Annotated in this window: 9 protein-coding genes and 2 pseudogenes; 2 read left to right on the top strand and 9 right to left on the bottom strand. The window is 64.5% G+C overall.

Annotation, left to right across the window (positions count from 1 at the left end):
• Window positions 1-361: 361 nt before the first annotated feature.
• From PLD_RS31315 to PLD_RS27475, 9 genes and pseudogenes are all read right to left on the bottom strand, one after another.
• Window positions 362-1,000, bottom strand: a pseudogene (locus PLD_RS31315) (cache domain-containing protein); the annotation flags it as partial.
• A 372-nt stretch (window positions 1,001-1,372) separates the two neighbouring features.
• Window positions 1,373-1,666, bottom strand: a complete 294-nt coding sequence (locus PLD_RS27510; protein WP_159897851.1) for a DUF3144 domain-containing protein — start codon at window positions 1,664-1,666, stop codon at window positions 1,373-1,375.
• A gap of 126 nt (window positions 1,667-1,792) precedes the next feature.
• A complete protein-coding gene (locus tag PLD_RS27505; protein ID WP_159897850.1) occupies window positions 1,793-2,926 on the bottom strand; it encodes a M50 family metallopeptidase in 1,134 nt (377 codons plus the stop codon).
• Window positions 2,927-3,114: 188 nt separating this feature from the next.
• Window positions 3,115-3,755: pseudogene (locus tag PLD_RS27500) on the bottom strand (glutathione S-transferase family protein).
• A 39-nt stretch (window positions 3,756-3,794) separates the two neighbouring features.
• Window positions 3,795-4,823 (bottom strand): RNA 3'-terminal phosphate cyclase, encoded by a 1,029-nt coding sequence (gene rtcA, locus PLD_RS27495; RefSeq protein WP_159897849.1) that lies wholly within the window; start codon window positions 4,821-4,823, stop codon window positions 3,795-3,797.
• 8 nt (window positions 4,824-4,831) lie between these two features.
• Entirely contained in the window at window positions 4,832-5,620 is a 789-nt protein-coding gene (locus PLD_RS27490) for a nucleotidyltransferase domain-containing protein (RefSeq protein WP_159897848.1), read from the bottom strand.
• A gap of 145 nt (window positions 5,621-5,765) precedes the next feature.
• Window positions 5,766-7,109 (bottom strand): PBS lyase, encoded by a 1,344-nt coding sequence (locus PLD_RS27485; RefSeq protein WP_159897847.1) that lies wholly within the window; start codon window positions 7,107-7,109, stop codon window positions 5,766-5,768.
• Between the two features lie 4 nt (window positions 7,110-7,113).
• Complete coding sequence (locus tag PLD_RS27480; protein WP_159897846.1) at window positions 7,114-8,340, bottom strand: RtcB family protein; 1,227 nt, start codon at window positions 8,338-8,340, stop codon at window positions 7,114-7,116.
• Window positions 8,341-9,240: 900 nt separating this feature from the next.
• Entirely contained in the window at window positions 9,241-10,791 is a 1,551-nt protein-coding gene (locus PLD_RS27475) for an RNA-binding protein (RefSeq protein ID WP_159897845.1), read from the bottom strand.
• 204 nt (window positions 10,792-10,995) lie between these two features.
• Between PLD_RS27475 and rtcR the strand changes: the two genes are divergently transcribed.
• Both rtcR and PLD_RS27465 read left to right on the top strand, forming a co-directional pair.
• The gene (rtcR, locus tag PLD_RS27470) at window positions 10,996-12,588 is read left to right on the top strand and encodes an RNA repair transcriptional activator RtcR (RefSeq protein ID WP_159897844.1); all 1,593 of its coding nucleotides are present in this window, start codon (window positions 10,996-10,998) and stop codon (window positions 12,586-12,588) included.
• A 269-nt stretch (window positions 12,589-12,857) separates the two neighbouring features.
• The gene (locus PLD_RS27465; RefSeq protein WP_007924449.1) at window positions 12,858-13,139 is read left to right on the top strand and encodes a peptidylprolyl isomerase; all 282 of its coding nucleotides are present in this window, start codon (window positions 12,858-12,860) and stop codon (window positions 13,137-13,139) included.
• Window positions 13,140-13,245: the final 106 nt, after the last annotated feature.

The raw sequence follows: 13,245 nt of genomic DNA, 5'->3' as shown, positions 1-13,245 counted from the left end.
CCAGGGTGCTGCTCAGCTCGCCCAGGCGGCCGGCTTCGCCGTGTAACTGCTGGGCTTCGCTGGAGATCTTCTGCAGCATCAATCGCAATTGCCCGGCATAACGGTTGACCGCACCGCGCAAGGCGCCAATCTCGTCGGCCCGCGCCACCTGCAACTCAGCATTGTCATGGGCCTGACCACGCCCCAGGGCGTCGATCTGCTGAGTGGTTTCGTCCAGTTGCGCGATCAACCGATGTCCGCCAAGCCAGGCAAAGAACAGCAGCAAGGCCAGCAGCGGCAGGAGGAACACCAGGATTTCCGTGGTCAGGGCTCGCGCCAGGCCGGTGACCTTCTGCTCCGGGGTCACCAGGCCGATGGTCCAACCACTGCCGGGCATGGTGAACAGGCTGACCCGCACCGCTTCCTGCAAGCGGCCATCCTGGTCAAGGTCGAGGTTGCGCACTTGACCGGGGCTGGTCGCAGTCTTGGTCAAGGCTTCAGCCACCGGCGTCAACCAGGGTTGCTGTTTGCTCAAGGCGTCGAAGCTGAGCATCTGCCCCGCGGCGCTGGCCTGAGCATCGGGGAAATACAAAATATTGCCGGCCTGATCCAAGGCAAAGGCATAACCGCCCGTGACCGAACCTTGCTCCTTGAGAAAGCGCCCCAGGTCATCCAGGCGCAGGTCGATGGTGGCGACCCCGGCGAAGGCACCGGCCTGACGATACGGCACGCTGCAGGTGGTCATCGGTACTTGAGTCACCGGGTCCTGATAGGCCTCGGACCACAGGCAACGGCCAGGAGGGCTGCTACGCGCGCCGGTGTACCAGGCTTCGTGGTGGTAGCCAGCGCTGCCGGCGGCGTTGTAGTCATCGGAAAATTCCAGGGCGCCGGCGTCGCTGCGGGCCCAGAAGAAACTGCGGCGTTCGACACCCGGGGCGAAGGCATTGGGCTCCGGCCAGATCCCGCCGCCGGCGATTGCCTTGTCACCCTCGTGGTCGATCACCTTGGGCAAGGTCGCCATGTACAGCGCCTGCTCCTTGGGCAGTCCTTCCACCAGGTGAGCCATGCTGGCCGTCACCCCTTCGATCCCGGCCAACTGCAAGGCCAGCTGGCGGACGATGGCGCTGCCGGTCTGCTCAATCAGGGCCGAGCTCGCCGCCACCACTCTGGGCTGCCCCCGCAGGGTCATCACGGCGAATACTGCCAACGCGGTGAACAGCAACAGCAGCACGCTGCCAAGGGTCAAACGATGAGACAGACGAACCGGTAGCAAGGCCATGACAAACTCCGAATCAATGAGCATTCAGAGGCTATCGACCGCGATCGTGGTTCCCTTGAGGAAATCGTGATGCGGTTCACAAAGGGCCGTGGTTGCAAGCGTCGCACACGCCCTTCAGTCGGCTTCTCCGCTCATGTACAGGTCGAAGTTCTCGCTGTAGTCGGTGAGGTTCTCTTCCAGCATCAAGCGGAATTGCTCAACGAAATAATCCACCGCCTGCTGCTTGGCCGCTAGCAACTCTTCGGCATTGCGGCAACCACAGGCGCTGACCCAGGCACTGAAACGCGCGTTGGCATACATCAGCGACGCGCTGGTCTTGCCACGGCTGCTGTCGGCGATGTGGGTGTTTGCCAATTCGATGATGGCATCGGCGCGGTTGTAGAAGTCCTGATCCGATTCATCGGCCACGGGGTATTCCTCTTGCTGGGGGGAAATAAAGCGCCGGAGTATAAGAGGTTTGTCTGCCGGCGACCGATGATTTTTCGCCTCGGCGCACGCAGCGCACGCCGGACACACCCGAGGCTGGGACACCCACTACGCCGGACACGCCTGATCAACAGGCCGCGTAAGCGAGCGTAAGTATCCAGCCAGCAATGCCTCGTTCTGGCCTTCGGACAACACCACGCAGTTATCCGCCGCCCGCAAGGCTTGCTGCAGATACTGCTCGCCACGCGGATAATCACCCTCAAGAAAGGCCCGCAAGGCCAGGCAACGCGGGAGCAGCCAGGGCGCGTACCAGTCTGCATCAGCGCTCACCCAGGTTTCTTTCAAGCCCGAGGGGTCGCGCAGAACGTAAGCGCGGTTGAAGGCCAATTCGGCGCGCAGCAACTCGATCAGGCTACTCATGCCGTCCAGTTGCTGCGCCCGGTCCTCCAGCAATTGCTCCAGCGCTTGCTCCATCTGCAGTGCGCCCGCCCAGTCGCCCTGGTGCCGCCGGGCATCGAGCCGGTAGCCGAAGGCGACCAAGGGCGCCGGCATGACCCCATGATCGAGGCGTTCAAGGTCCTGCGCCGGCAGTTGCGTACTGGGCACGCCCGCTGCGGCCAGGGCCAGAAGACGCGCCTGAGCCAGCTCTGGACGTTGATCGTCGCGATGCCAATACCACCCCAGAAAAGCCAGGCCGTCGCTGGGTAATCCCCCCCAGACCGGTATCAGGTTACCCACGCCCATCAGCAGATTGATCAAGGCAAAGGCCAACGCTATCGCCCCGGGCATACCTTGCCCATGCAGCCCAAGCCACAAGGCCACGCCGCCCACCAGCAGATTCAGCAGCGGCCCACTGAGCGCCAACAGCATCCATTGACCACGCAAGGGCCGTTGCGGATTACTCGCCACCAGCACATAGCCCCCCAGGCGACTGCGCTTGAGCTGCGGCGACCAGCGCAGGCGCCAGCCGCGCCGCAGCACCTGTAACTCCAAGGCGGCGATCCGCACCTGCAACACCGGCATTCCGCACCAGCGGGCTCCCAGGTAATGCCCGCCCTCATGCACCACCACGCCAATGATCGCCAGCAGCGAGGCCAGGAACATGGCCAGAAAGGGCTGCAACCCGGACTTGATGGTGAGCCCCAGCACCAGAGCGGCGAGAAACCAGCCACTGAGCAACACCACGCGCTGCACCATTGTCAGCAGTTTGTTCAAGGCCTTGAGCCATGCGTTGCCTTCCATTGCGTACTTCCCCAAAAGTCAGACCGGTCATGATCCGGGCGCGCAGACTGCCAGTTCCGACCCAGGAAACTCAACCGCAGATTCACCGCACAGCCTCGCCGCCCTCTACCGCAGGAGCCGGCTTGCCGGCGAAGAAGCCCTTGAGCCCTGCATCGTTCTCAGGGACGCCTTCGTTGGCACGCCAGCGCCTACGATGAGGATGCGGGGGGCCAGTGGCGGGCCAGGATCGCGGCGATGGGCGGCTCGTGGTCGATGCGTTGCAGCAGGGCGAAAAAATCCGGATGGCTGCCGCGCAGATGTTCACGGGCGCCGGACCAGCGGGACACCACCGCCGCCTGGATATCCAGGGCGCCCGGCGCCGCGCCACCGAGGAAGGGTCGTGCAGCGAACTGCTGGGCGAACACCTCCCAACTGCGCAACAGGCGATCGGCCGTGGCACTGCGCACTCGCGCCTTGAGCGGCTCGTCGGCGTCGCTGATCCAGCGCTCCGGGTAGTCGAGAAGACCGATGGCCGAATAGCAGTTGGCGACGATGTACACCAGGCCGCGAATCACCTGAGCCCGGGCCAATGCCTGGGCAGGCAGCAGCCCGGAATCGGGAAACTCCAGGCCCAGGTGGATCAGGATCGCCGCGCTTTCGGTGAGGATGCTGCCATCCGGCAGTTGCAAGGTGGGAATCTGCAACAGTGGATTGAGCCGAGCCAGGGCCTCGCGCCCGGGCTTTCCTCCCAGGGCGCGGCGTCGATGCTGCGATACGGCGCCCGACAATACTCCAGGGCGATCTCGACGATGGCCGAACCGCTGCCCCGGCCTCCATACAAGTGATATATAGCGACAACCTCCTTGATGACCGGAGCACTCTACACACGTCAAACCAGCGCGTGACACTCCACGCGCAGCCGTTGCTCGCTCAGCAAGCGCGCCTCGATGCGCACCGGCAGGAACGCTTCGATCACCCGGATATTGCTTTCCAGGTGCTCGGTCATGCGCGGCGTGGTGAAGCTGCCACCACCGGCCAGGGCCAGGGGCAGCAGCAGTTGATCGGCCAGGTGCTCGGCCACCGCCGCGCCAGAATCCAACCAGTCCCGGGCCTGATCGATGGCAAGGTCCGCGACCTTTTCCGCCCGCAGGCTGTTCTGACCGAAGCCACAAAACAGCTCGGTCAGGTGTTCAAAGGCGAACTCCAGCAACAGCACATTGCCCGGGCCGTATTGTTCATCCAACCGCACCGGGGTGAGGTGCTCCCGCGGCAGTTCCAGGCGATTGTGCACCCGGCGCAACTCGCGCTCCGCCACATGCTCGGGCAGGCCAGCGCTCAGGGCCCAGGCCCGACTGCCCTGCAGTGCGCCACGCTCCTCAAGGTGCAGGGGCTGCAGCACCGACGGTTGAACAAAGGCCTCCAGCTCACCACCGCCAGCCGGGACGAAGCCGTGGCGCAACAGTTGCAGCTCGACCCGTCCCCCCATGCGCCGCAGCTGTGGCAACCAGGCCTGCTGGAGGAAGTCCACCGGTGGCGCCAGGGGGTTGTGGGTGCCGCCGCTGATGCTCACACGGCTGGGCTGCGGCGCCTGCAACAAGGCCGGCAGCAGGGTCTGCAGCACCAGGGTGCAGCTGCCCGCAGTGCCGATGGCAAAGCGGTAGTCGCCGCCACGGATCGGCCCCGGTTCGAAGGTCAGCGCCTGAGAGCCGAGTTCGCCCCCCGAGGTCCTGGCGCCACAGACCTGTGCCGCAGCCTGCACCGCCGTCAGGTGCTGACGCAGCAGCCCCGGGCGGCTACGCCGGGCACGAATATTATGGATACGCAGGGGCTTGCCACTGAGCATCGACAGGCTCAAGGCGCTGCGCAGTACCTGACCGCCGCCGATGGCGCCGTCCAGTTCGATTACATCCTGTTTCATCTCATTCCTCAGGCGTAGTGCCGGACCGTTTCCCGCAGGTAGGCGTCCAGCAACGCGTTGTCTTCATGGGTGCGCGCCAGCTTCGGCACCGGGCGTTCCAGCTCAGCGGCGATAAAGGCGTGCAGTGCCGGGCGTCGCGGCCCGTAGGCGGACTCGTCAGCGCAGCGTTTCAGCACCAGCAGCTCGGCCACTTCGTCCAGCAGCGGTGGGTGGTCGACCGTGGTCAGCAGGTCGGCGAAGGTCATCGGCGGTCGGCCGCGGCCTTGATCGATCCAGCGCACGGCGAGCAAGGGGCGCAGCACGTAGAAGTACTTCTTGAAACGCACGCTGTCGCCTTGCAGGTAACCGCGAAAGTTCTTCTTGGCCATCGACAGATAATGATTGCGCGCCGCCGGCGGGCTGTAGAACGCCTGCGCCAGCTCGCGCAGGCGCGCGGCGGCAGCCGGTTCGCTGCGATACACCAGGGGCGAGTCGAGCCACTCCAGCAGGGTCGGGTTGGACTTGCGCAACAGCCCGAGGGTCTTGCGCAGTTCCCAGCCGCTGATGTCCAGCTCGTCGTCCAGGGGCCGCTCGATCACGTCGCGCCCGGCATCCACCTGGATGAACCATTCGGGCTTTTCCACATAGACGAAACGCACGTCGTAATCACTGTCGGTGGAGGCAAAGCCCCAGGCCCGACTGCCGGATTCGCAGGCATACAGCACCCGCACATTGCGCTCACGCTCGATCCGCGCCAGCTCGACCAATACCCGTTCGCGCATGGCGCTGCTCAGGGGATGGTGTTCCAGGTGTTCCATGATCCTTGTTCCTTGTTCAATCCGTGGCGCTGGCGGCCAGCACACTCAGGGGCCGGGGCACGGGGTTCCACACCGTCAGGCACCAGTCCCACCCTGCAATCCAGGTCAACAGCGGCAGCGCGGACATCGGGGCGTTCTCGACTCTTCAAAGCAGGCGCTTGGCTGAACCTGCGGGCAATTCACCGGCGGCCTCCATCGCCTGTACACGCTGCAACATGGCTTCGCGCAGCGGCTTGGGGGTGACCGGGTCGAACATCCCGTAGCGGCCATCGCACCAGCGCGCCAGGGTCTGACGCCAATAGGCGGCTTCGCTGCCCCCCTGCCCCTGGCGCCACAGCAGGTATTCCAACTGGCGCCAGCCCGGCTTGAGGGCCAGCAGGGCCCAGCGCCGTGCCTTGGGCAGGTCATGCCAGTGCTGGTCCAGCCGCTGCTCCAGGGCCTCGTCGAAGACTGCCCAAGGCTGCTGACGCAGCAAGGCCAGGGCGCATTCGAAGACCTTGTCCGAAGCGTCGTCCAGGGCCGCCAGTTGCTCGGCCATGCCGCGCTCGCCCAAGGTCTGCAAGGCCAGCAGGCGCACGCTCACTGCCGGCGAAGCCAGGGCCTGACGCACCATGGCGTCGGCTTGCGGCGCCTGCAGTTCCCGGACCAGCCCCAGCAGCCCCAGCCACTGGCGCTTGTTGCGTGGCGCCGGCTGCTGCAAACGGGCCAGCAGCACCTCCTGCGGCTCCAGTCCATGGCGCGGCGCGGTCCAATGGGCCAGGCAACGCAGAGCCCCTGAAGGGTCCAGCAACGCCTGAGCCAGATACTCGCGAGGGTCGGCCAGCAATGGCAGCAACAGGCGCAGAGCCTTGACCCGGACACTGGCGCCGCAACGCTGCATCACCTCTTCCAGCAAAGGCACGGCCTGCGCGGCGGGCAGTTCGGCGCAGGCATCCACCGCCATCTGCCGCACGCTGACCTCCGGGTGGCGCAGCGCCCGGCCCAGCAGCGCTGCCCGATCCGGCGCCCCTTCGAGCAACAGCTCGAAGACAAAGCGCGCGGCCTTGCCCCGGCAACCGGCAAAGGCCTCTTCAACTGCTTCGCGTACCTGGGCCAACTGCAACACCGCACGCGCCCGCTGCAGGGTCGCGCCATGGTCGGCACGCTGCTTGCCGGCCAGGGCTAGCAGCGGCGTCAGGCGCTGCAACAGCAGCTCGGCGCGCTCTGGCGTCAGATAACCCTCGACCGCCGCGGCGGCCTCTTGGCGCACCTGGGGCACCCAGTCGTTGAGGCGTTCCAGCAAGGCCGCCAGGGCCTCGGCCGAAGGCTGTGCGGCCAGGCCGCGCACGGCGGCCTGGCGCACGAAACCGTTGCCAAAGCGGCTCAGTTCCAGCCAGGCGCTGTGCCGATCCAATTCGTCCATCACCTCCCGCACGCGGCGGGCTTCGTAGTCGCTCAGCGGGTCATGCCAGCCGGGCGGCGCCGCTATCAAGGCGTCCATGTCGTCCATTGTTCTACCCCTTAACGCACACCACCTGACGCAGGGTGTGCAGCACTTCCACCAGCTCGCGCTGGGCGTGCATCACTTGGTCGATGTCCTTGTAGGCCATCGGGATTTCATCGATCACCGCTTCGTCCTTACGGCACTCCACATGGGCGGTCGCGCGGATCTGGTCGGCCAGGGTGAAGGTGTTCTTGGCCTTGGTGCGGCTCATGGTACGCCCGGCACCGTGGCTGCAGGAGCAGAACGCCTCCTCGTTACCCAACCCACGGACAATGAAGCTCTTGGCCCCCATCGACCCCGGGATGATCCCCAGTTCGCCCCTCTTCGCCGACACCGCGCCCTTGCGGGTCACCAGCACCTCTTCACCGAAGTGGCGCTCCTTCTGCACGTAGTTGTGGTGACAGTTCACTGCCTCCAGCGCCACCTCGAAGGGCTTGCTGATCACCTGGCGGGTGGCCTGGATCACCAATTGCATCATCAGCTCGCGGTTCTGCCGGGCGAAATCCTGGGCCCAGGCCACGGCTTCCACGTAATCGTTGAAGTGCTGGCTGCCTTCCTCGAAGTAGGCCAGGTCGCGGTCCGGCAGGTTGGCGATATGTTGACGCATATCAGCCTGGGCCAGGTGAATGAACAGGTTGCCGATGGCGTTACCGACGCCACGGGAACCGCTGTGCAGCATGAACCAGACCCGGTTGGCTTCATCCAGGCAGACCTCGATGAAGTGGTTACCCCCTCCGAGGGTTCCCAAGTGCTTGCGGTTGTTGCTGTTGGCCAGGGCCGGGTACTTATCGGTGATCGCCTTGAAGCGCGGATGCAACGCCGCCCAAGCCTGGTCGGCCTGATTCGGCACATCACCCCAGGCGCCCTTATCGCGACCGCTACGGGGCGAAGTACGACCGTGAGGCACCGCCGCCTCGATGGCGCTGCGCAATCCAGCCAGGTTATCCGGCAGGTCGGCGGCGGTCAGCGAAGTACGGGCGGCGATCATTCCACAACCGATATCCACCCCGACCGCCGCCGGGATGATCGCGCCCACCGTGGGGATCACGCTACCGATGGTCGACCCCTTACCCAGGTGCACGTCGGGCATCACCGCCAGGTGCTTGAAGATGAACGGCATCTTCGCGGTGTTCATCAGTTGCTGGCGGGCTTCGTTTTCCACGGGCACGCCCTGGGTCCACATCTTGATCGGCTTGCCGTTGGCCACTTCCAGCAGTTGGTAGGTTTTGTGTTCCATGTCGTTGACTCTTTTTTCCTGTGGCCGGTGATCCGGCCTTGTTCAATAGATTGTGTAGGAGCCGAGTCGCAGAAGACGTTCTCAAAGCCTCTTCGCTGGCAAGCCAGCTCCTACGGAGTTGCGGTGTTCGGTGCAGGCAGCGACCAGTGGAGGTGAAACCTGCCGCGCGCTCTGCCTCTGAGCCAGCACCTTGCGATGCACGGGACTCGAACCCGCGACCACGCTGTCCTGTAGCTCCACCGGCATTCGCCGGGTCAATCGGTGCAGGCCGGGCCTGCGGGCAGCGACAAGGGAACAGGCACATTGGCTCTACCCACTGAGCTACAGCCTTGCGGCTGGCGGGGCTCGAACCCGCGACACGATGTAGTACCCGTGGCATTCGCTGCCGTCCCGCCGAGGCGGGGAAAAAGATGCGACGACAAGGGTCGATGAAACAGTGCGCTCGTGTTCTGACCGTTGAACCACGGCGCCGTTTTCCAGCACCGGCGGGAATCGAACCCGCATCTCGAACCTGGGATGTAGTTCCACCAGCATTCGTCGCAAAAACTGCAAAAAAGGTGGCACGACAAAAGAAGTGACTGATCGCCGGATTCGAACCGGCTTAACCAATATGTACAGCCACTGGCATTCGTGCCGTCACCGGCCCTGACAAGAGTTGCTGAGACGCCTTTAGATGTAGTCACAGCGGCATTCAGGGCCAATGAGCAAAAAATCTTCGGTGTGCGCCGGCTGGCCGGCGCACGGTTTATCTCCATTTCCCAGAACCTGTCCAGGCTCTAGCGCGCAACGCTCAGGCAAGGCAAAAACGCCTGAGAACGCGGAGTTTAGAAACCTGAATGAGCATTTCGAAACCGTTTTTGACGCCGCCTGGGCTAAGCGCAGCCGATCATGAGCAGGCTCTTAGAGCGCCATCGTCTCGATTGCCTTGACCCAGTGTTGGGCACCGTAGTTACCGGCGGTGAACTGCTCGATCACATCGAACACCGCGTCACTGAAACCGCCGACGTTGAGGATGTCCTCGCGGTCCGGCGCCTGGGTCGTGGCCCCCGGTTGCATGTCGATGCACACCAGCTTCGCCTGCGGGTTGATGGCACGGATCCGCTCCCACTGGCGCAGGGTTTCCGTGGCCCCGTGGCGCCGCGCATCGATCCACGACTCGTTGTCCGAGACCAGGATCAGGGTGTCCACGCGGCTCTTGGCGTTGGCCAGTTGCGCCAGGGGCGCCGAGCAGTTGGTCCCGCCTCCGCCGATGTTCGCCAGCTTCTGGGCGTTGCTCATCACGCTGTCCCGCGGGTTGAGGTGGATGTTCACCACCCCCCGCTCGAACGGCATGACCCGCGCCGCCGGCTGCTTGCGCAGCACCGCTGCCGCCACCAGTGCCGCCACATCAATGCAACGCACCGCGGTGGTGGCGCCCTGGCGATAGCCGGTGACCGGGCTGTGCATCGAGCCCGAGACATCCGGGCACACCACCACGTGGCCCGCCAGCGCCGGCACGTTGGCCAGGGACAGCTCCAGGGCATCCTGCAGCGCCTCGCGGACCGCTTGCGGCACGTCCTCGCCGGCCATGCGGTAGGCCGCCAGCAACTGGTATGGGTAGACCCGCGCCTTGGCCACCTCCCCCGCATCCGCCAACCGCGCCGCCACGTACTCGCTGCAACCCGGCACCTGGAACGCGCCGTGGCGGGCCAGGGTGTTGAGGTTCATGCGCAGCCCCTGCCAACCCATGTTGCGCGCCTGTGCCGCCCATTGTCCGGCGCTCAGTGCTTCGTTGCCGAGCAGCTGGAACGGCACCTGCGGCACCTGAGTTGTCTCGCCATTGCGAAACGCCAGTAGCTCGCGGGTCAGCTCAGGCAGCGCCTGCACATCCACCGGCTTGCCGATCAACCAGGCGAAGAAGGCTTCACGCCAGGCTTCACTTGGCTTGGGGTGAACCATCTTCACCACGTCCGCCAGGGACGGCTGGCTACCCACCGAGGCCTGCAGCAACTGACGCTCGGTGGCCGTGTTCAGCCAGTTCTGCACCAGGCGCTTGGGCTGCGACCCCAGGGATTTGCGCCCGGTCACGCCGCTGCGCAGGATCTGCACGAAGTTGCGCAGCATCTTGCCGTTGTCCACCACCTGGGCGAACAGCTCCGGTACCAGGACCGAGCGTTGTGCGGTCAGCGCCGCCAGCAGCAGCGCCGGCATGTCTTTCATATGGCCTTGCTGCCGAGCGTAACGGGCGGCCTGGGCGACGAAGCGGCTGTCCAGTTCGCTCACCAATTGCAGCACCGCTTCCAGTTGACCTTCAGGCGAGGTGTAGAAGGTCGAGTTCAGGCAACCGGTGACCGCCAGCTGGGCCAGGCGATGCTTGGCGTTGTAGGCATAGGCCGGTGCCTTGGAAGCGTTCAGGGTGGTGCTCGCTGGCGCTTTTGCCTGTTGGGTGTTGAACAGCTGGAAGTTGGCCATCTTGGCGTCTCGCTCTGTTGTCTCGTTCGTTGCCAGATACATTGCAGCCGCTGTGCCAGGTTTTGTTTTTTCGGCAAATTATTTTTTAACTTATTGATTTATAAATATTTTATTTTTATTCGCTTTTTCACTGGCCATTCGACAAGACAAACGCCTCGATAATTTTATATCTTTACCTATCGCCTTTTATCTTCAGGTATAAACATGTCGAGCAAGCCCACGGTCGCCATCGGTTTTGTCGGCTCCACCCTCGATCGCGTCGGCAAGGGCGCCAATCGCTGGAGCCATTGGCGCCCCACGGTCGGCCTGTGCCAGCAACCGGACGTGCTGATCCAGCGCCTGGAACTGATCCACGGCCTGGACGCCCGGGATGTCAGCCTGGCCGAACGGGTGGCCAACGATGTGCGTCAGGTGTCACCGGAAACCGAAGTACGCCTGCACCCCATGGGCTTGAAGAACCCCTGGGATTTCGAGGAGGTGTACGCCGCCCTTCACGACTTCACCAGCGCCTACCCGTTCGATACCGAGCGCGAGGACTATCTGGTGCACATCACCACCGGTACCCACGTGGCGCAGATCTGCTGGTTCCTGCTGACCGAAGCGCGCTACCTCCCGGCCCGGCTGATCCAGACCTCACCGGCCCGGCGCGGCGACCCCAGCGAACACGCCACCGGCACCCATGCGCTGATCGACCTCGACCTGTCGCGCTACGACCGCATCGCCTCGCGTTTTGCCCACAAGCGCCTGGAAGGCCTGGCCTTCCTCAAGTCCGGCATCGCTACCCGCAACCCGGCGTTCAACCGCTCCATCGAGCAGATCGAGCGGGTCGCCGTGCGCTCCAAGGCGCCGATGCTGCTGATCGGCCCCACCGGTGCCGGCAAGTCGTTCCTGGCTCGACGCATCTATGAGCTCAAACGCGGCCGGCACCAGGTGCAGGGACGTTTTGTCGAGGTCAACTGCGCCACCCTGCGCGGCGACGGTGCCATGTCGGCGCTGTTCGGGCATATCAAGGGGGCCTTCACCGGTGCCCAGAACGCCCGGGACGGCCTGCTGCGAGCGGCCCACAGCGGCATGCTGTTTCTTGACGAGATCGGCGAGCTGGGCCTGGACGAACAGGCCATGCTGCTCAAGGCCATCGAGGAAAAGCGCTTCTTCCCCATGGGCGCGGACCAGGAAGTGGAGAGTGACTTCCTGATCATCGCCGGCACCCACCGCGACCTGCGTGGCCGGGTGGCCCAGGGCCTGTTCCGCGAAGACCTGTATGCGCGGATCAACCTCTGGACCTTCAACCTGCCGGGGCTGGCGGGACGCCGCGAGGACATCGAGCCGAACATCGATTTCGAGCTTGAACGCCACGCCCGGGAGCAAGGGCAACTGGTGCGTTTCAACCTGGAAGCACGGCGCCGCTACCTGGCCTTTGCCAGCTCCAGCGAAGCGGCGTGGCTGGGCAACTTCCGCGAGCTGTCGGCCTCCATCACCCGCATGGCCACCCTGGCCGACAGCGGACGCATCGACCAGGTCCAGGTCGAAGAGGAAATCCAGCGCCTGCGCCACGCCTGGGGCCTGGAAAATGCCGAGGATGAACTGCAGCAACTGTTGGGCGACGAGGTAGAGCTGGACCTGTTCGACCGCCTGCAACTCAAGGCGGTGATTGCCGAATGCCGCCGCGCCGACAGCCTGTCGGACGCCGGGCGCCGGCTGTTCGGCGTGTCGCGCCTGGGCAAGGCCAACCCCAACGACGCCGACCGCCTGCGCAAATACCTGGCGCGCTTCGGCCTGGACTGGAAGCAGCTGTAGCCGCTGCCGCAGGCTGCGAACGACTTCGCGACAGTGCGCTGAAGGAACGCGGCGTTCTCATGAGCGCTGCGGGTTCGGCGGCAGACCGCCAGGCAAGGTCCTGCGGACCTTTGCGTAGCCTCGCGGGCTCAGCAGCACCTACAGGGCCCCTGTCGATCCGAGATGGGTGTCGCCGCCAGCGCCGGGCGGTAACGCATTGAAGGAACTTTGACAAGAAATAGCCACCTGAATCCGGTAGGCTCTCAACTTTCTTGAAAGGAGCAACATCCATGGCCAAAGCCACCGCCCGTCACATCCTGGTTGCCAGCGAAGCCAAGTGCAATGAACTCAAAGCCGAAATCGAAGCTGGCGCCGATTTCGCCGAAGTCGCGAAAAAGAACTCCACCTGCCCGTCCAGCCGCGACGGCGGCAACCTGGGCTCCTTCGGCCCGGGCCAGATGGTCAAGGAATTCGATACCGTGGTGTTCAGCGCCCCAGTCAATGTCGTACAAGGTCCGGTAAAAACCCAGTTCGGTTACCACTTGCTGGAAGTCACCAGCCGCCAGGACTGATTCCCTCGCGATTTGCCTGCTCAACGGCCCGCCTCATGGTGGGCCGTTGTGCGTGTGGCCACTGTACGGGTGAAAGCGGCTGGCCAGTCATGCGCCGCTAGCGTAC

The organism is Pseudomonas sp. LD120 (assembly GCF_009861525.1).
Lineage (GTDB): Bacteria > Pseudomonadota > Gammaproteobacteria > Pseudomonadales > Pseudomonadaceae > Aquipseudomonas.
This window is presented reverse-complemented; position numbering and strand designations above follow the sequence as displayed.